The sequence below is a fragment of the Paenibacillus agricola genome (assembly GCF_011440305.1).
In the GTDB taxonomy this organism is placed as follows: domain Bacteria; phylum Bacillota; class Bacilli; order Paenibacillales; family NBRC-103111; genus Paenibacillus_S; species Paenibacillus_S agricola.
The window spans coordinates 756,709-777,067 of record NZ_JAAOIW010000001.1; the positions used below are offsets into that span (position 1 = coordinate 756,709).

Here is a 20,359-nt window from a genome sequence, read left to right on the forward strand (position 1 = left end):
TTTAACCCTTTACGGACCCCAATAATGCCCCTTTTGCAAAATGCTTCTGTAAAAATGGATAAACGATCAAAATCGGTAAAGTCGAGAGCACGATAACGGCCATCTTGACGGTTTCTGCTGGCGGAGGTACAAAATCATCTCCAAAGTTCGCTGAATCGCCAATTCCGCCTTGCGATAAAATAACGATTTGTCTCAGCCATACTTGAATCGGCCATAAGGTGTTATCGTTAATATATAAAACGGCACTGAAGTAAGAGTTCCAATGCCCTACCGCATAAAATAAAGCGAGCGAAGCAAGCACAGGCGCTGACAAGGGAAGTACAATCCGGAACAAAATCCCTACATCACTGCAACCATCAATCCTTGCTGCTTCCTCAAGACCATCGGGAAGATTCTGAAAAAAGCTGCGCATAATAATCAGATTAAACGCACTGATCAAGCCCGGAATAATAAGCGACCCGACATTATCGAGCAGCCCTGTTTCCTTAACAACCAAATACGTAGGGATCATCCCGCCGCTGAACAGCATCGAGAACACGACCAGCTTCATGAACAGCTTAACGCCCATCAAATCTCTTTGGGCAAGCGGATAAGCCATTAATGCCGTGAAAAACAGGTTGGCCAGCGTACCGATGACGGTTATAAAAATCGAAACGCCTAAGCTGGAAAGGATAATATCGGTCGATAAAATATATTGGTAACCGATAAGGGAGAATTTAGTGGGAAATAGGATAAAGCCTTTACTAATTAGCTCCTCTGGAGCGGTAAATGACGCCGCAATAATATAAATAAACGGTAGGATACAAGCAGCAGCAATGACCAGCAGGATCAAAATATTGAGGCCATCCAGTATTCGGCTTGATAAATGTTTGTCTACCATGTCCATATCTCCTTCCTTTAGTAAATTCCCTCTTCACCGAATTTCTTCGCTAAGCGGTTTGCACTCGTAACCAGAATCAATCCAATGATGGATTTAAATACACCAACTGCTGTACTGTAGCTAAACTTCCCTTGCGAAATCCCAGTTGTATACACATACGTATCGAATACTTCCCCAACCTCGCGGTTCAATGGATTAACCATTAGGAAGATTTGTTCGAAGCCGGAGTCCAGGAAGGTACCAATCCGTAAAATAAGCAAAATAATAATTGTGCTGCGAATGGCCGGCAAGGTAATATGCCACATTTGTCTCCAGCGGTTAGCCCCATCGATCCGTGCTGCTTCATATAGTCCAGGATCAACCCCAGCAAGTGCGGCTAGAAAAATAATCGTGCCCCAACCGGTTTCTTTCCACATCACCTGTGAAGTAATGATCGTCCGGAACCAGTCCTTGCTAAGCAGAAACTTGACGGGCTCTTGACCCATAGTCGCCAGCGCATTATTGACAATCCCACCCTCGGTGGAGAAAAAGATGAAGCTGATACCAACAACCACTACCCAGGATACAAAATGTGGTACATAAATCAGTGTTTGAATCCAACGCTTGAATAGATCCTTGCGCACCTCATTGAGCATTAACGCAATCACGATCGGTAATGGAAAGAAGAAAACGATGTTATAAACGGCTAATATGAAGGTGTTTCGAAACAGCAGCCAGAAGGTCTCTTCCCCGAAGAAGGTTCGAAAATGTTGAAGCCCCACCCACTTGCTTCCCGAGAAACCAAGGAAAGGCTGATAATCCTGGAAGGCAATCAGTATGCCCCACATCGGCACGTATTTATAAATAAGGAAGTACAGCAGCCCTGGCAGCAGCATGATGAAAAACCATTTTTGCCGTCTAAGCCTTCTTTTAAAAATACTCATTTTTGAATCTGAAATGGATGATTTGGTATCCGATACAACTTGCATCTTATTTTCACTCCCAATGTCCGTCGTTGTTCGCCTACTTGATACTCCATACTTTATAGGCTCGATAAGTTACAGTCTACAATCACAACAGCAGATGATTGCAGGTATAGCGCTAATAAAGCCGTTACTATAGCCTTTTCACCCTTTTATAATCATAATGGCAGATTGGGATAATCCTTAGAGATGACAAAAACGCCCCGAGGAGAAGGAGCGCCGATTTCTTTGATATGAAATGTAGGTTAAAGTAAGGCTAAGGATTAAACTTATCCTGGAATTGGCTAGGCGTCAAATTCACATACTTCTTGAAAATGCTAATAAAATATTTGTAATCCTTAAATCCGACGTCACTTGCAATCGTGTATACTTTGCCTTCACCTGTCTTTAGCTGATCCATCGCTTTTTGAATCCGGTATCGGTTAAGAAATTCATTAAATGTATAGCTTGTTTCCGTTTTGAATTTCTGATTTAAATACGTGGAGCTAATCCCCAGCAGCTTGACCAGATCCTGGATGCTAATTTTATCCGCATAATTTTGTTGAATGTAAGCAATCATTTGGCCTACATATTTAGATGCTTTCGTTGGAACGCTCATTAGTGTAGCACTTAAAACCTCATCTAGCTGATTCGGGTTATTTTTGATAAACTGGTATTTCTTCTTAAGCTCAATTTGCCCCTTCGCCCGCTCCAAGGCAGCCATCAATTGCTCCTGCTCCAGCGGTTTAAGCAAATATTCACTTACACCCAGATGGACAGCTTTCTGCGCAAGGTGGAATTCATCATAGCCGGAAACGATAATAAAGCTGCATGTAGCCACATCCACACTACGCTCAATCATCGTTATGCCATCCATTAACGGCATATTCACATCGGCAATTACAATATCCGGCTGCAGCTCGGTAATCTTGGCAAGCCCCTCCACCCCATTCGCCGCTTCGTCGACCACGATGCAATCCGAACCCAGCCAATCAAACGTATACCGCAAACCTCTGCGGATCATTTCTTCATCCTCTACGATCAATACTTTAAACATCTTCATCACCTTTTTCGTAAGGAATTAGGACTGTTACACGAGTTCCTGCAGCTGGCGAGCTTTGAATTTGAATACCATACTGTTCTCCATACAGAAGCACTAAACGTCGATGAATATTATTAAGCCCAATATGCTTAGTCTGGTTATCCGGGTTGCTTAGAAGTTGCCGAATCTCCGTAAGCCTCTCCTCATCCATACCATCACCATTATCGACCACCTCCAGCACCAGATCCCCGTCCATCACATAACCGCTAATCGAAATAACTAAAGAGTCTTGGTGCTTATAACCATATTTAATCGAATTTTCGATAATGGCCTGTAGGAGTAGTCTTGGTACCAAGGCGCTTAGCCCCTCATTGGACACATCAATCGTATAAGCTAATCGATCTTTAAAGCGAATTTGCTGAAGCTTCAAATAGTCGATCACATGGTTCAAGTCCACCTTCATCAATACCGTTTGTCCGTCATTACTTATACTATATCGCAGCAGCCTTGAGAGGATCATCACGATCTCTTGCGCCTGCTTACTATCCACAACTATCGCATATCGCAATATTTCCAGCACATTAAAAATAAAATGCGGGTGGAATTGGGATTGGAGCTGCTTGACCTCAATAAGCCGTCGAAGATTCGACAATTCTTCGTTTTTGTGTAATAAATCATTCAGTCGGTTTAACATAATATTGAATTGATTAGCTAAAGTTTCGAATTCATCGCCGGTTTTGATCTCCACATAGGCATCCAAACGCCCTTGCTGAAGCTCGTTGACAGCGTACAGTAATTTATCAATGGATTGTGTGTTACGCGAGGACATTTTCCGCGCTAAAAACAGCAGCAGGAACCATAGCAGCAAGCTGGTCACAATAATAAATAGCGTTAATGATAAATAAGCATATTTCTCAAGCTGGAGCGAATTAAGCGTATATATGTTCATTTGAGCTGAAGAAAGCTCCGATCGGCTCACATAATATTTCCCATTATTTAACTGAATATAGCCTTGGGCATCATAAATAGGATTAAACTTGTTCATTAAACCTTTAGTAATATTGTTGGTCGTAGCAATAATCGTATTGTGCTGGTCAGTAATGACCGATATTTCATTATTTTTCACAAAAATAAGCTTTTGGACGTCCTCTTCATATAATTCATAAACAATATAGCCAACAATAGCATTTTTTTGAAAAATAGCTTTCCCAAATGTGTACAAGGTGTAACGGTCATGTGAATAGGGGATACGGTTCGTCTCCGTTAGGGTAGAGGTCGGTAAAGGGGAGATTCGAGGCACAATCTCCTTGAAAATCATCTCCTGAATCAATGCGTTAGAAGGGGCGGAAGAAGCAACAAAAATGCCTTTCGTGTCGATGATATGGAACACACTTTTTACCTTTTGGTGATTATTAAACTCATAAAATTGTTCATAAACTTCCTGTCCATTGGATCGCGAAGTGGCATAATCGATAACTAGCGGCAGCGTGGCCATGCGGTTAATTTCATTATAATATTCGTTATAAACCTTGGACATCCCTAGGTTGATCGTTTCGTTCGCTTCATTCGTTTCATGCGCTAAAATGAACTTATTATTAATAAGCGTAAAAATAAGAAATAAAATAAATAATGTGATGATCGGCATAAAGGTATACAGCAAAAACAAGCGGCGAGTGGATTCTTTGAAGTTGTTTTTGTTTGCCTTCATACTCCACCTCCCGCAATATCATACCTTACTTTTAGGAAATTAAACAAGTAGCCCTGCGGGCCAGGGTGTTCATCCTATATAAAACAAAGGCTGGCTCCTGCTTGAGCTTGCTGCAGGAGCCAACCGAAAAAGACTAGGGTGAAACAGCTTACATCGTGATGTCTTTTTTGCCGGAAATTTTGAAAAATAAGAGCAGTGATAAAACAGTAATGAGTGTAAGCATGGTAGATAAGGCCGCCGCTACGCCATAGTTGCCACGGATAACTTCCGTATAGATCGCGACTGTCATTGTTTTGGTTGAACCTGTGTACAGGATGATCGAAGTGCTTAGCTCCGTAATGATGCTAATCCAGCTTAATATCGCTCCGGCTATAACCCCTGAAATCATCATCGGCAATGTAATTTTAAAAAACGTCTTCATTGTCGAGGCTCCAAGACTAATCGCGGCTTCCTCTATGCTATCATTAACCTGATGCAGGACGGCTGCGCTTGAACGAATCGTATAGGGAAGTCGCCGGATTACGAACGCCGCAATCAGTATAATCGCTGTTCCGCTCAACACGAGTGGCTTGTGGTTGAAGGTAACCAGTAACGCGATACCAAGAATTGAACCTGGAACAATGTATGGGAACATCGTAAACACGTCTAATACATTGGATACAGCGCCTCTTCGTTTGACCGTCACATAAGCGATAAGAATCGCCATCAGCACAATAATAACGATGGAGATTATTGCTAACACAAATGTATTCGTAATCGAATCTCCAATTTTAGAAAAAGCAGAACGGTAGCTATTCAATGAATAACCATCAACAAAAATCCGTCCCGATGTATTTAAAAAGGAGGTGTACATGACATATAGCTGCGGCATCAAGGCGATTGCGGTATACAAGTACACAATACCGTGTACCACGATATTTCCCAAGCCTTTATTCGCTTTCGGCTGTATCGGGTTAAGGGCACTCATCGTAAACGATTTACGATTGGAAATATACTTTTGCAACAAGAAAATCGAGGTCGCAAAAATGACCACGAGTACGCTAATTGCTGCGGCAAAACCATCATCCCCGCCATTCTCGCTAATAAACTCGGTAAATATGAGCACGGGAATCGTTTTATAGCCTTCACCAATTAGCATCGGCGTACCGAAATCGGCTAAAGCCCGCATAAATACAAGCATTCCGCCTGCAAGCAGTGTAGGTGTAATTAGTGGAATCAGCACCTTCCACATCTTGCGTATTCCCGTACAATCCATGCTCTCGGCAGCTTCCATCAAAGAATTGTCTACATTTTTCAAGGCTCCCGACACATACATGAATACGAGCGGCGACAGCTGGAGCGTCAGCACCAGCACGATGCCTGTAAATCCGTAAACATCAGGCATCGGAACCCCGAGTACGGTTTTCACAAAGTTCGTGATGACACCGTTTCTACCAAGCAGTAAAATCCATGAGTAAGCGCCAATAAAAGGCGCAGACATCGATGAGATCAGAATTAGGATTTGAATCGTGCCGCTGCCTTTAATCTTAATCGTGGACATGATGTAGGCTAGCGGTGCTGCGATCAGTACAGATAAGACGGTAACGGATACGGTTACCTTGATGCTATTAAACAAAGCATTCAAATAATATTGCTTGCTAAAAAACTTTTCGAAATAACCAAGTGAAAAGTCGCCTGTCGTCCCGTCAAAAAAACTTTTAATAAGCAATGTAAACAAAGGGAAGGCAAGGAATACTATATAGACTATAAATATAAGAATCGTAATGAGCATCCATATATCAAATCGTCTGGCTCGTTGATTCATAGGATGGCCCCCGTATAATTGACCTCACCCTGCTCATCATAAACATTCACTTTGTTCATATTTGCCTTCAATTGAATCTTCGTTCCTGGCTTTAACAGGTTGCCTGCCGTCGATTCCTGCGTAATTTGCACACGCAAGCCCGTTTCCAAATCAACGAAATAATGCGTGTTTTGCCCAAGAAAAATACTGTTTACGATTTTGGCATGGATTCCTGTACCATCTTCCGAAATCATAAATTCTTCAGGTCGGACGGATATTTTGACGGGTAACCCCCCACTTGCCACAGGCATCTGAATATTCGTTACGCGCTCTTCATAGCTGGGGCTGAAACGAACACGGTACTCGCCCTGATCTAATGACAGCGAACCTTCCATAATGTTCGTATGCCCGATAAAGGTTGCCACAAAAATATTGGCAGGCCTTTGGTAAATTTCTTGTGGGGTTCCTACATGCTGGATAATGCCTGATTTCATTACCGCAATCCGATCTGAGACGGCCATCGCTTCTTCTTGGTCATGGGTCACATAGACCGTCGTAATACCCACACTATTTTGGATTTCTTTGATCGCATTACGCATTTCAATACGCAGCTTGGCATCCAAATTGGATAATGGCTCATCCATTAGAAGTACATCCGGACGAATAACGATAGCTCTCGCTAAAGCTACCCGCTGCTGCTGTCCTCCAGATAAATTTTGGGGCAGCCTATCTTTATACGCATCGATTTGGACGGTTTTAAGAACCTCATCCACTTTCTTGTTGGTTTCTTCCTTCGATATTTTGCGATTTTGCAAGCCGAAGGCTACATTACCCTTGACAGTTAAATGAGGAAAGATTGCATAGTTTTGGAACACCATGCCTATATTTCGCTTTCCAGGGGCTACTTGATTAATAACACGGTCATTAAAACTAATGGCTCCACCCTCTATGGAGTTAAAGCCAGCAACCATGCGGAGTAGCGTCGTTTTCCCACAACCCGAGGGGCCAAGCAAGGTGAAAAACTCACCCTGCTTAATGTTAAGTGTCAGCTCAGGGATGACCACGGTTTCCCCATACTTCTTTACAACATCTTTAAATGATATGGCAACACTCATATTTACCACCTAATTTCGTTATGTTTATTTTTGCAGCTCCGTAAACTTATCTGTGTAGCGGCTAATAATTTCTTTCTTATGCTCTTGAACATACTTGTTATCTTCCTGAAGTAATTTAATTTCAGACATCGGCTTCATATACGTTCCAAGCTTAGCATTCGCACGTAAAGGCCGGTTAGTCAGTTGGGTACCGAATGCATCCTGCGCTGGCTGCGAAATAATGAAATCCATAAATTTCTTGGCATTTTCTTCATTCTTGCTGCCTTTTACAATTCCAGAAACGGCATCCAGGAATACGGCTCCTTCAGTGGGATACACAATTTTGACAGGGCCACCACTTTTCACGTAGCTTGCTGATGGATCTTCATAGGTCAAGGCAACTATATATTCACCATCTGCGACGCTTTTATGGACAGCTCCAGAGCCGCTGGCGATTTTACCATTCAAATTTTTAATAAGCTCACCCATGAAATTCCAGCCTTTATCAGACGTATAATCGCCACCCTTAGCCAACAATATATTCGTTAATTGGGCAAAAGCAGAACTGGAGCTTGCAGGGTCTGCTGTAGCAATTTTACCTTTTAGTTTGGGATTTAATAAATCCTCATAGCTCTCAATTTTGATATCTCCGACAAGGTTCTTATTCACCAACAGAACGCTGCCATCCGAAACAAAAGGAGTCAAAAATCCGGAATCATTCCTGTGCCCTTCCAAAAGATCCTTATCATTAGGAGAAACATAATCGGCGAACAAATCCTTATTCCCCAATAGTACAGCCTTAGAGCCTCCAAACATTACATCTGCATAGGGATTCGCCTTTTCTGACTGTAAGCGCTTTATTAATTCACCTGTTCCTGCTGAAACCAATTCAACTGTTATTCCTGTTTGCTTCTCAAACATAGGAATCAACGTATTAATAATATCCTCGCTGTTTGGTGTATAAACAACCAGCTTCGTTGAACCCTTAGGAGCTTCCGGAGTACTTGCTGCACCCTTTTCTGTTGTAGCTGCTTGCCCACATGCGGCCAATAAGCTCATAAATAAAACTAACGCTAATCCTAAACTGATTAATTTTCTCAATACGTTCGCCCCCTAATTGAATATAGGTTCATTCTATCAGAACCAAATTTCTTTTAAATCCTAAAATACATCAACATCATCCAAAATCGGCAACTAAACTAACGCAAAATATATCGAAAATGCTTAATAGCTAATCGCAATAAGAATAACCGTCCGAAGGTCATCGGACGGTCCCTTGATGTGCAAATCCATACGTTTGTACGAGCTTCAAAGGCGAACACTTTCGCTCCTCCACTCCACCCCATACCATAATCATACCCATTCCCTTCCTGTTCTACTCCCTGCTGGGCGCCGCTTCTTTACTTCCTAACCGGCCTCAAAGCCGGTATTTCGTTACCCGGCACACCTTTGTACGCACCCGGGTAAGGGCTAACCCTTCGGCTAACCCCAAACCCAAAAACATATAAATTCTTAGTAGACTTTCCTAGCCTTAATCCACCCGAAGTCGGAAGTTGAAGCTCATCTTATAGAGCCATTTAAATATTTTTTCCGGTAATCACCGGGAGTCATGTCCTCCATCTTACGGAAATAACGGATAAAATTCTGCGAATTTTGGTATCTCAGCTTTTCAGCTATTTCGGATACCTTCATATCGGTTTCCATTAGCCATTTTTTTGCCTTATTCAAGCGATATTGGGATAAGTAATCACTGAAATTTACCCCTGTTTCTTTGCGAAATACGGTTTTCAAATAGTTAGGATGGTAATTCAGCCTTGCTGCGCATAGATCCAGTGTCAAATCCGTCTCATATTCATCATGGATGATCTCCATCATAAGCTCAGAAATATTCCGGTTCTGTGTTTCCCATCTCTTGTTCAAGAGCACGACCATCGGCTCCATGACCATTTTCATAAACCATTCCTCAGTTTCAGCGATCGTCCGTAACTTAAATAATTGCTCGAATAGCTGATGATCCTCTTGGGAGGAGGCCAACTGATTCTCTCCAGCATGTTGAATTTCGCGAATCAAATCCGACAGCAGACGAAATAATATCATTTGGTATTCCTGGTGCCGAATATTATCGCGCAAGGTTACACTAAGAAATTCATGCAGCAATTGCCCTGCTTTCTCCAAATCCGGTGTTTTCAAGGCATCAATTAGCTGCTTCTCAATCCACTCCGGAAATATCGTATGGATGCGGCGATCAGGCAATACATCCTCTACATGCAGAATCGCTTCTTCACCAAAACGGATCCGATATTTCAATGCTTCTAGGCATTCCTGGTAGGCTTGGGCACCCATTGTTAAATTCGTATAAAACCGGCTAATTCCGATACTAATTCGCAGCTCTAAAATCTCTTTAACCGTTGTCTGGACCAGTTCGGATAAGCTATACACATCATTTTTTCCGGCTTCCGGTGTTGCTGCTTTATTGCGTACAATCGTTACTTGGTTCCCACCAACTACTACAGGCTCTAGTCGGGAGCCTGGAATGATGAGCTCAGAGACGATATTATTGACTGCAAACATCAGTAAGTCATGGTCATTCTCTTGAAAACGTGTTCCATTCAACGTATCGATTTGAACCGTCAGCACACAAAAAGATTCCAAGCTCAAATCATAATGGAATTGTTCCGTTTTCTCTTGAATTTCCTTAGCACCGAGCTCACCCAGCAGCAGCTTTCTAATAAAAAACTCCTCTAGCTGTTTGGTCTGTCCCTGAATTTGATCCAAAAGCTTGGACTGGGATGTCCGAAGTGTATGAATATGCTTACCGATAACTTGTAGCTCATCCTCGCCATCTGTGCGGTTATCCCCAACAGCCGATTCAAATATTTGCCGGATAGGCAGATAAATTTTGTTCGAGCCTACCCACGATAATGCTAGCAGAATGACGAATACAGCTGAGCAAATGTAGACGGTGTACCAGCCAATTGCAGTAGATTCCTTCGTAATCTGTTCAATAGAGACCAAGGAAACATATACCCAGCCATTAAACGCGGACTTTTTGTACGTCACACCAATCGATCCATCATTCAGGCGAATTTCACTGCTTCCACTATCCTCGCCTGACGATTGTAGATGCTCAATTACTTGCTCTATTTTGTCCTGGGTAAAATCAGGATTCGATACCTTCGTTAACATCCGATAATCAGCATCGAATACAATCGTGTCTGAATCTCCGTTAAACTCCGGGATCAGTTTTTGCAGCTTATAATTGGGAACCGTGGCGACAATGATGCCCTCGAAATCTTTGAATGTATGAATCGGCAATTTTTTTACCAGCAAAATATTCGAGGATCCGTCATTTGTCACCCATTTTGATATTTCGGGATATTGCATCATCGCTGTGAGCGATTTCATAAATTCATCAGACAAAGAATGTGAGAACCCGCTATTATCCAAGTACCATTTATGGATAAAACTCGACATCCATACATTGGAAATACCCAAATCATAGGTTTGCAGCTTATACAATCCCCCTGATAGCTGCTGTACCATCAAGAAATCCTTGGGCTCAAAGCTCATGCGTATAGATTCGCCAACAATTGGCGTATTGATAAATTGTATGATGGCATTATCGATCGTTTGCAGCACTTGCTCCACTTTAAGCTCCGTTTGAGTAAGAACCTGCATATTGCCCATGTTTACTTTTTCCTGGATGATCCCTTTGGCTTTAAAATAGGACAATATCCCTAATGATAAAACAGGGATGGTCACAAGGATCATGCTATATATAATGATTCTACGCAAATATTTAGACTTAAGCATCGCATTTCCTCTCGAAGACAGGCTCCATTCATTATATAGAAATCAAATGGGGTATTCAAATAGCCTAAAGCTATTAACAAAATACTTGAAATGAGCTTAAGCCTCACTGTAATAAGCCTTAAGCTCAATATCTTGGTTGTAATTGCCAAAGCCCTCGCCAAATAAGCTCAAGCCCCCGACATGCCGTGAATCCTCCTCAACTGCGAATCGTAGCGTCCAAAACTTTTTGTGCAGGCTTAGAGCATCAATCGTCACGTCCGATATTTGCTTTCCATCCATATAAGTGCCGGTTTGGTCAATACGAATGACCTTAAGCAGCCCATATTGGTTGACATTATTAAGCCACCATGAAGGGGTTAGCCTCCCTCGCGTATGCCCGTAATCTCCGGGACTTGTCCACTCTCCTAAGCAAATGCCGTTCATATAAAAACGGATGTCCGATGGCCATTGCTCGTTAATTCCTGGGGCTTCTGAGGATAGCTCCATCGAAATTTGGATCTCCTCCAATTGCTGGCTATGTAACGAATAGTTAGGAATCGTATATTCCACAAAGCCTTTGCTAAACCATAAAATCCGGGCATGCATCCGATCTGGATCCAAAAAATAGCGGGGATCATCATATTGCCCTATAATTTGCTCCTTGGTAGCCAGACCGCAGGTTGGGTAGACGTTAAATGCCGTATAATGGCCGATCGGGATTTTCGTTTCATGGTGGGCTCTTTCCACGGTTGCACCATTCGGAAGCATAATTTCAATAGAACGCGTGGCAAGCGAGCATATTTTGTGGGTACCTCCTTCCTTGCGAATCATTCGTGTAGCAATCAATGTGGCCTTTTCCAATTTCTTAATATGCATCGTGACGATAGCGCTGCTTAAGCCCAAGCTCGCCGCTAAATCTTTCACGTTCATCGGTTGTTCCGCCAACAAATCCAATATCCGCAATCGTACCTCACTTGCCAAAGCTTCATAAAGCGGAAGCCATTGTTTATCTGTATTGGTTCTTAGCATCGTAAGCATCCCCTTTAATTATCTCCTATTAATTAATATATATGTAAATTCAATAAAATCAATAGCAGGAGCAAAATAAACATTGATATTAAACCTACCAATGTGATAGATTGTAATAGAGAATGAAAGCGCTTTACGATTAATAATTTCATTAATTCAAAAGGATGTGTTACAAGACATGCAACAGAAAGCTACTATGATTATTGACAAGGATTTTATTATTGGAGACATTGACAATCGCCTTTACGGCTCTTTCATTGAGCATCTTGGACGTGCGGTATATGGCGGTATTTATGAGCCCGGGCACCCTGAAGCCGATGAGCAAGGCTTTCGCGAGGATGTTCTTTCCCTTATTCAGCAGCTTCAAGTACCTATCGTGCGTTATCCTGGCGGCAACTTCGTATCTGGTTATGACTGGACAGACGGGATTGGCCCCAAGGAATCACGTAAACGCAGATTAGAGCTAGCTTGGAGAACGATTGAAACCAACCAATTTGGCTTGAATGATTTCGTCGATTGGGCGGCTAAAGCCAAAACTGATGTGATGTGGGCCATTAATTTGGGTACGCACGGAGTAGATGAAGCACGCAATATTGTCGAGTATTGCAACCATGCTTCCGGTACATATTGGAGCGATTTGCGCAGAAGCCATGGCTATGAGCAGCCGCATCAAATTAAAACCTGGTGCCTCGGCAATGAAATGGACGGCCCTTGGCAAATCGGGCAAAAAACTGCAACTGAATACGGCCGTGTTGCTAAAGAGTCCGCCAAGGTTATGAAATGGGTGGATCCTACAATTGAATTAGTGGCATGCGGCAGCTCAAGCCGTAATATGCCAACGTTCCCGGAGTGGGAAGCTACGGTATTAGACCATACTTATGACCATGTTGAATATTTATCGATGCATACTTACTATAGCAATGCCGCTAACGATACACCAACATTTCTTGCCCGCTCCTTGGAAATGGATGATTTTATTAAAACGCTTATTGCTACAAGTGATTATATTAAGTCCAAAAAACGCAGCAAAAAAACGATGTTTCTCTCCTTCGACGAATGGAATGTTTGGTACCATTCCCGTGATGCCGACAAGCAACGCGACCCTTGGGAAATCGCTCCTCCGCAGCTTGAGGATATTTACACAATGGAGGACGCCTTGCTCGTTGGCTGCATGCTGATCAGCTTGCTAAAGCATTCAGACCGTGTAAAAATGGCTTGCTTGGCACAGCTAGTTAATGTTATCGCACCGATCATGACCGAAACTGGCGGCAAAGCATGGATGCAAACGATCTTCTTCCCTTACCTGCATACTTCCGTGTATGGCAGAGGTAAAGCGTTAGTGCCCCTGATCCATTCGCCGAAATATGATACCAAAGAAATTACCGATGTGCCTTTCCTTGAGGCAGTTGCTGTTTACAATGAGGAAGTTCAAGAGGTTACGGTATTTGCCGTCAATCGCGATTTGGAAAATGCGTTGCCGTTAGAGGTGGATTTGCGCAGCTTTGGAGCCAATAGCCAATTAATTGAGCATCTGGTTCTGGAAAATGATGATTTAAAAGCTCGCAACACCGCCACGGATTCTTCGCGTGTCACACCTCATAACAAAGGTAACGCTGAGGTTAGCGGCTCTGGCTTGACTGCACGCTTAGGCAAAGCTTCGTGGAATGTCATACGGATTCGTGTGCAAGCTTAAGGCTTGAGCAAAAATTAGCAACGGCTTCTTAGCAGAGAAAAACCGTCAACTGCATCATGCAGCGGACGGTTTTTTTATCTTTGACGCTTGTTGCTACGAAAGTGAATTTGGATAAACGATGACTTTGAGGCTGCCGGCTTTATTCGTTCTCGCCCGCTCCATCGCAGCTTGCGCTTGCTCCAGCGGATAGCGATCCGTGATCAAGCTTTTCATATCGACAAGGCCTGATGACAAGAAAGTGATGCCACGCGGATAGGTATTTACATAACGAAAGATACCGTAAATATCAATTTCATTATCGCATATAAATGGCACATTGAAGCCTACCTCATCCACCGGCGGCAAGCCAACGATCGATAGCTTGCCACCGCGCCTGATCGACTTCATGGCTGTTTGCAAGGCACGGGGATGTCCTGCCGTCTCGATCGCGACATGCACGCCTACCCCACCTGTTAGCCTTTTTACCTCAGCCGCCGCATCGGCAACATCGGGATAAACAAGATCCGTAGCACCCAGCTTGCGCGCCGCTTCCAAACGGTTAATTTCCAGGTCGCTGACAATAATTCGCTTCGCGCCGAATGCTTTGGCGGCAGCTACAGCTGTTAAGCCTACTGGTCCCATGCCGATAATCGCCACGTCCCAGCCTGGCTGAAAGCCAGCACGGTTCAAGGCATGGATACCTACGGAAAACGGCTCATTCAAAGCCGCTTCCTCGAAGGTTAACGAATCAGGAATCGGGAATAGGAAATCCTCGCGATGGGCGATATACTGGCAGAACGCTCCATCGTAGGGTGGCGTCGCCAAAAATTGCACATCCGGACAGAGGTTATATCTGCCCTCCTTGCAAGCCTCACATTTGCCGCAGGTTACCCCCGGCTCAATGGCTACACGGTCACCCGGCTTAAATCGGGTGACTTGGTCGCCGCAAGCTGCGACGATGCCTGCACATTCATGGCCGAGAATGATCGGCTTCTCCACGATATAGGAGCCGATACGTCCATGCTCATAGTAATGGATATCTGATCCGCAGACGCCCACCGCCATTACTTGAACCAGTACTTCATCGGGCTTAATCGAAGGAACTGGAAGCTCCACAATCGAGATGTGGAAGGGTTCGGTCATTAGGGCAGCTTTCATCGTTTGGGGAATTTCAATCAAAAGATCTGTTTGTTTAGTTTCTTGGGTAATTTCCATTTTAGTTAATGCCTCCTTGTTGTTTGTTGTTTGCTTACTTGTTGTCCAAATGATAAAATCGGCTGGCATTGCCACCATACAAAGCAGCACGTTCTTCCTCCGACCATTCCGAGCCTAGGCAAAATTCCAACAATTCGACAACCTGGTGGTAGGTTGCACTAAATAAGCATACCGGCCAATCACTTCCGAACATGACGCGATTTTTGCCGAATGCCTCCATTACAGCCGCTGCATAAGGCCTAATACTTTCTGGAGTCCAAGGGGCATCCAGCTTCTCCGGTACCATCCCCGACAGCTTACACATTACATTCGGATAGGAGGCAATCTGTTCCATCTGTGACTTCCAAGGCTCCATAATGCCTTCTACAATCGGCGGCTTGGCCAAATGGTCAACTACTGCTCTTAAATCAGGCACCTTTTCGAGTAATTCCATAATATAAGGCAGATGGCGAGGGTTTGCTTGCAAGTCAACAGGAAATTGCTCCTTGGCCAGCAGCTTTAAATGATAAACTATCCTGTCACCTAGAATCCAATCCGAAGCCAAATCCTGAATCATTGGCCTGATTCCTATAAACTTGGGGTTTTCGCGAAAGCGATTCCAATCCTGCTCAAAATGCTCCGATTCCAAGTCCAGCCAGCCTACTACACCAGCAATCGTTTCTTCCTGCTCTGCTATTTCCAGCAGAAACTCGGCTTCCTCAATCGTTGGGGCTGCTTGGACAACAATCGTTTTTTCCAATTCAAACGTCTCTAACAAGGGTCTTAAATGCTCCGGCATATAGTCCGCGTAAATCCGCCCTAAGCTAGGCTTTAACCAGCCATAGTCGGTACGCGAGGTTTTCCAATAATGTTGATGAGCGTCGATCCGCATGTTGATCCTCCCATGAGTTTGCGAAGCAAATTATTGTTAGACGGCCTAAATCATCAGCAGGTAAAAGTCTATGCTGAAGCTTGCCTTGTAAGCATAGCATTTCTTATTATTTTCGGGAATACCTAAAAAAGATTTCTGCCACCAGGTAGATGTTTTTGATCCATAAAACAAGAGCGACCAAATGGGTATGTTTCCGTATTTTGGGGAAATCCTATTTGCAGGAGGTGACAAAATGACAGGAAGAAACAATAAACCAGATAATGACGGACCAGCCAGCAGCCCCAGTCAACTGGATCAATTCGGAGATAAGCTAGCATCCCAGAATGAGGACGAATTCCTTGCTGCTGCCGAACAAGAATGTGAGACTGAAGCTGAAGGAAAGGCTGACCCTCAATAATAAAAGCGAACTGAATTAAAAAAACTAATGGGTGATCTCTCTAGTAGCTGTAGCCATTGGAGAGTTAGCCCATTAGTTTTTCCATTACCTTTGTAAAAAGGCCGCTATACGATGTAGATATCGTTTTAGCAGCCCATTTTATTTAACGTCAGTCTTTTCTCATTTTCAGCGTGCTGTTGTTCAGCAGGTATTCAAAATCATTTTCAAGCCGCTTCTGCTCAGCCTTGCGGGCGTCGGCTGCCTGCTTTAATACATCCTCACGCTGCTTATTTTCAGCTGCCTTCATTTCATCGGATTGTGCCTTCAGCTTCTGCACAATCTCCGGATTCAATAAATCCTTCAAAGTAGCCGGCTTGTCTTCAGCAGCCGATTTGGGCCGCACTGTTGTTGTTGGTCTATTTCGTTTAGACATGATTTGTTTTACCTCCTAGATGAATAAGATCACTTGCGATACATTAGCTTGCTACGCCTGCCCTACAGCATCACGATATTTTGGTGTCCTGCCAAAAATCCGCCATCCACAGGGATGCTTGTTCCTGTAATGTAGGAGGCTTCCGGAGAGGCCAGGAAGCATACGGCTTGTGCGACTTCGCTCGACAGACCAAAACGCTCCATGGGTGTTTTGCCTAACACACCATCCCGAAAGGACTGCCGCTGGAAATTCGCTGAATTCAGATCGGTTTCAATATAGCCGGGACTAACCGAGTTAACTCGAATCCCGTATTGGGCCCACTCCACAGCGAGCAGCTTGCTGTATTGCAGCAGCCCTCCCTTCGATGCGGTGTACGCGCTTTGGTTAGGCGTTGCAATATGCGAAAGCATCGATGTGATCGTCACGATTGAGCCGCTGCGCTGCTCGATCATCCGCTTCCCCACCTCCTGGCAGGTGAGAAAAGCCCCTGTCAGGTTGATCCCGATGATCTCTTCCCATGCTTCCTGTGTATATTGCTCAGCAGGCATCCGTTTATTCGTTCCGGCACAATATACAAAGATGTCGATGTGCCCGTATAAGCTATTCGCTTGCTCCACAAATTCCCGGACGCTAGCCTGCTCCCGTACATCAAGCGCTAGCCCATGGGCATCTCCACCCATACTGCGGATTTCATCCGCTGTCCCCAGGTACTGGTCTTCCGTGCGGCTTCCCACAATAACACTGGTGCCGTAATCGGCAAAGGTCTTGGCAATTTCTTTACCAATTCCTCGTCCGCCTCCAGCAATTAAAGCAACCTTTTTATCCAGGCCTCTCATAGATACAAGCCCCTTCCGTCCAATGTATTATTTGTCCAGCAGTTGGAACGATTGTGCCGCTTTCTCAAGGCGCTGCCATTGCTCCTCTGTTTTAACTGCATCATTGATCCGTTGGCGGAGTATGTACACGATTCCCTGATTTTCAAATACGTAATCCACGATCGTATAGGGTATATTCCTGCTTTTATAGGTGACAGCGAATTTTTTTCCAAGGCTTTCTGGACCTAGCTGGCTTTCATCGCTAATCGTATATTTGTAATTTTCATCGGTTTCGGCATTTTTCTTATGATCCTGCTCCAACCGTTTTGACATTTCTTCAAAGCTTGTGCGATCATCAGCAATAATGGATAAGCTGCCTCCATTAAAAGAAAAAGTGTTCGTCGCTATATCCAGCTCTCTTTGGAAAATACCCTGCCAGTTTTCAGGAAGGTGAAGTGCATATTTGTACTTTTTATTGGTAAAGGTGATCGTCTTGGCCTTATCCACTAATTCTTCCTCATCCTGAATGAAGCCTAAAGAGCGATTCGTACCTTCCTTGGCAAAATCCACAGATTCTGTAAAAGTATCCACCAAGGCATTAAGCTCTTCGCCCTCATCTGTTTTCGGATAAGCGAATTTCAACTCGTATTTGTATTTGTCCTTAAATATATAGTATACGCGATATTGCCGCCATTTGTCTCCCATCGTTGTGGCATACCGGCTTTCTATCGCCGCCACTCCGCCTATGGTTGTATCTTTGGCTTCATTGATCTCTTTGTAGCTATCCACATAACTGCCTGCAACCGTTTGTAGCTGTCTGGCAGCCCAATCCTTAAGCGTATCTCCCGATGAAGCTGAGCTTACCTCAACTGATAAGGTTTGTTCACTGTCCTTATTGGCGTAATAAAGACCGCTTCCCCAGTCCTTCTTCGTCCATTCCGCAGGCACGTCAAAGCTCAGGCCGTATTCTGTAGAGATGGTATCCGTGTTATTAAACCCGGAAATATCCTTGATCGATGGATTATTGGCATCAAATGTTAGTACAAAGGTATCGAGAAGGTCGTTATAGCTATTGCGTTTCAGCGCATTCGTATAATTCTCCTCTTTATCAACAAACAACATGAGATAATAGATTTTGTCACCCTTCAAAAAGGCACGCAGCTGGTAATATTCGCCCGTTTCTTCTTTCCCTACTACTAATACATAGGAATCCGGCTTTTTTTCGACATAACGCTTCTCTAACAAGGTTCCTCCCGAATCCCCTGCAAGCTTTTTCATTAGGCCCAGCTTGGACAAATCCTCGCTTTGTCTCTCTTCGACAACAATATTAATACCAAACTCACCTTTAGCATCGCTTAAGTATACATTATTTTCTTCCCCCGAGCGCTGGTCCTGGTTAATAAGCCCTGCCGGGTATTTCATAGACCAGCCGAAATGGCTGTCGCCAATCTGTGTCTTGCCTTGGTCTGCATCGATGTATGACCCGTCGACATCTTGGATGACTGCGGCTGCATCTGATTTCCCTTCTCCCAGAACAAGCTCGACCTCTTTGGTCTTGCCCTCCGATTGAAGCACCAGCTTCACTTTTTCCTCTGGCAAATAGTTTTTCAAAGCTTCATTATATTCAACTAGATTACGTGTAATGATTCCGTTAATTGAGAGCAGGACATCAGCCTGCTTGATGCCTGCCTTGGCTCCTGCAGAGTCTGGCTCTACGTATGTAACCTCTAAGCCATTGCTCGATGGCAGACCTACAACTGCCTCCCAGCTTTCGCCAAGCTCCAAACCTAAGGATGGACGTTTTACTTTACCATATTTGAAAAAGTGCTCTAACACATGCTGCACCGTTGAAACGGGAATGGCAAAGCCCAAGCCATCTACCCCATACTGGACATATTTCAATGTATTGATACCGATAACCTGACCTCTCATATTGACCAGCGCACCCCCGCTGTTCCCGGGATTAATTGCTGCATCCGTTTGGATCAGCTGGTAGGTGGACAGTACTGAGCGATCCATACCACTGACAATGCCATAGGTGACCGAATTACGCAACGCAAACGATAACGGAGTGCCAATCGCCATTACCGCTTCGCCTACTTTTACATCCGCTGGTTTAGCAAACACAGCAGGAGTTAATCCTGTGGCATCGATTTTTACTAAAGCCAAATCGCTTTCTTCATCAAAATGCGTCGTTTTCCCAGGGTAGGACTTCCCCTCTGAAGTAACAACTACGATATTTCGCATATTTTTTACAACATGGGCATTCGTCAGGATGTAGCCTTCGCTTTTAATAATAACACCGGTGCCATGAGCAAGGTCGTACCTATTATTGTCTACAGCCTGCTTGCTATCAGTGGGTTTACCGATGATCGCCACAACGGAGGTCGTTGTTTTGGCAATAACGGCTGGTACAGCTTCCTGATCTGTTGCAGCATCCGCATAATCCGTGGTTCCCACCATGGTCACACAGAGAATAACAGCGATCGCCACCCTCATCAAACGTTTTCCAACACAAGTTCCTCTAATCAATTTACTTAGCTCCCCGTCTATGATCTATTGGTTTCTTTTTCCATATAGCTACTCTATCAGAAACTGAAGCAAATTCCAATAAATCAAAAGCTTTGCTTTTTAGTACCCTTAGTCATTTTCACTAACACAGTATATTAGTCCTAAAACAAACTATTTCTCTATTAATTTAAAGGCTT

Annotated in this window: 16 protein-coding genes; 2 read left to right on the top strand and 14 right to left on the bottom strand. The window is 43.9% G+C overall.

Features of this window, described 5'->3' with window-relative positions:
• Position 1: 1 nt before the first annotated feature.
• From G9U52_RS03660 to G9U52_RS03700, 9 genes are all read right to left on the bottom strand, one after another.
• The gene (locus G9U52_RS03660; protein WP_166146254.1) at positions 2-880 is read right to left on the bottom strand and encodes a carbohydrate ABC transporter permease; all 879 of its coding nucleotides are present in this window, start codon (positions 878-880) and stop codon (positions 2-4) included.
• A 17-nt stretch (positions 881-897) separates the two neighbouring features.
• The gene (locus G9U52_RS03665) at positions 898-1,803 is read right to left on the bottom strand and encodes an ABC transporter permease (protein ID WP_243767137.1); all 906 of its coding nucleotides are present in this window, start codon (positions 1,801-1,803) and stop codon (positions 898-900) included.
• 295 nt (positions 1,804-2,098) lie between these two features.
• Positions 2,099-2,878 carry a response regulator transcription factor gene (locus G9U52_RS03670; RefSeq protein WP_166146257.1) on the bottom strand — a complete coding sequence of 260 codons (780 nt, stop codon included), beginning with the start codon at positions 2,876-2,878 and terminating at the stop codon, positions 2,099-2,101.
• Entirely contained in the window at positions 2,871-4,571 is a 1,701-nt protein-coding gene (locus tag G9U52_RS03675) for a sensor histidine kinase (protein ID WP_166146260.1), read from the bottom strand. The genes G9U52_RS03670 and G9U52_RS03675 overlap by 8 nt, the downstream gene beginning before the upstream one ends.
• A gap of 148 nt (positions 4,572-4,719) precedes the next feature.
• Complete coding sequence (locus tag G9U52_RS03680; RefSeq protein ID WP_166146263.1) at positions 4,720-6,375, bottom strand: ABC transporter permease; 1,656 nt, start codon at positions 6,373-6,375, stop codon at positions 4,720-4,722.
• Positions 6,372-7,469 (bottom strand): ABC transporter ATP-binding protein, encoded by a 1,098-nt coding sequence (locus tag G9U52_RS03685; RefSeq protein WP_166146266.1) that lies wholly within the window; start codon positions 7,467-7,469, stop codon positions 6,372-6,374. Before G9U52_RS03685 ends, G9U52_RS03680 begins: the two co-directional genes overlap by 4 nt.
• A gap of 24 nt (positions 7,470-7,493) precedes the next feature.
• Positions 7,494-8,549 (bottom strand): ABC transporter substrate-binding protein, encoded by a 1,056-nt coding sequence (locus G9U52_RS03690; protein WP_166146269.1) that lies wholly within the window; start codon positions 8,547-8,549, stop codon positions 7,494-7,496.
• Positions 8,550-9,008: 459 nt separating this feature from the next.
• A complete protein-coding gene (locus G9U52_RS03695; RefSeq protein WP_166146272.1) occupies positions 9,009-11,261 on the bottom strand; it encodes a helix-turn-helix domain-containing protein in 2,253 nt (750 codons plus the stop codon).
• A gap of 96 nt (positions 11,262-11,357) precedes the next feature.
• Entirely contained in the window at positions 11,358-12,269 is a 912-nt protein-coding gene (locus tag G9U52_RS03700; RefSeq protein WP_166146275.1) for an ArsR/SmtB family transcription factor, read from the bottom strand.
• Positions 12,270-12,447: 178 nt separating this feature from the next.
• Between G9U52_RS03700 and arfA the strand changes: the two genes are divergently transcribed.
• Positions 12,448-13,962 carry an arabinosylfuranosidase ArfA gene (gene arfA / locus G9U52_RS03705; RefSeq protein WP_166146278.1) on the top strand — a complete coding sequence of 505 codons (1,515 nt, stop codon included), beginning with the start codon at positions 12,448-12,450 and terminating at the stop codon, positions 13,960-13,962.
• A 93-nt stretch (positions 13,963-14,055) separates the two neighbouring features.
• Here the strand turns inward: arfA and gutB are convergent, their stop codons facing one another.
• Together gutB and G9U52_RS03715 are read right to left on the bottom strand one after the other, a co-directional pair.
• Complete coding sequence (gutB, locus tag G9U52_RS03710; protein ID WP_166146281.1) at positions 14,056-15,156, bottom strand: sorbitol/xylitol/iditol dehydrogenase GutB; 1,101 nt, start codon at positions 15,154-15,156, stop codon at positions 14,056-14,058.
• A 34-nt stretch (positions 15,157-15,190) separates the two neighbouring features.
• Entirely contained in the window at positions 15,191-16,027 is an 837-nt protein-coding gene (locus G9U52_RS03715) for an amidohydrolase family protein (protein ID WP_166146284.1), read from the bottom strand.
• 232 nt (positions 16,028-16,259) lie between these two features.
• On the opposite strand from G9U52_RS03715, the gene G9U52_RS03720 reads away from it, so the two are divergent.
• Positions 16,260-16,424: a hypothetical protein gene (locus tag G9U52_RS03720; RefSeq protein WP_166146287.1), complete on the top strand. Its 165-nt coding sequence runs from the start codon at positions 16,260-16,262 to the stop codon at positions 16,422-16,424.
• Positions 16,425-16,572: 148 nt separating this feature from the next.
• Here G9U52_RS03720 and G9U52_RS03725 read toward each other — a convergent pair whose 3' ends face one another.
• The 3 genes from G9U52_RS03725 to G9U52_RS03735 form a co-directional block, all read right to left on the bottom strand.
• Entirely contained in the window at positions 16,573-16,836 is a 264-nt protein-coding gene (locus tag G9U52_RS03725; RefSeq protein ID WP_166146290.1) for a YqkE family protein, read from the bottom strand.
• A gap of 62 nt (positions 16,837-16,898) precedes the next feature.
• Positions 16,899-17,672 (bottom strand): SDR family NAD(P)-dependent oxidoreductase, encoded by a 774-nt coding sequence (locus G9U52_RS03730; protein WP_166146293.1) that lies wholly within the window; start codon positions 17,670-17,672, stop codon positions 16,899-16,901.
• A gap of 27 nt (positions 17,673-17,699) precedes the next feature.
• Entirely contained in the window at positions 17,700-20,183 is a 2,484-nt protein-coding gene (locus tag G9U52_RS03735; RefSeq protein ID WP_243767100.1) for a S1C family serine protease, read from the bottom strand.
• Positions 20,184-20,359 lie beyond the last annotated feature (176 nt).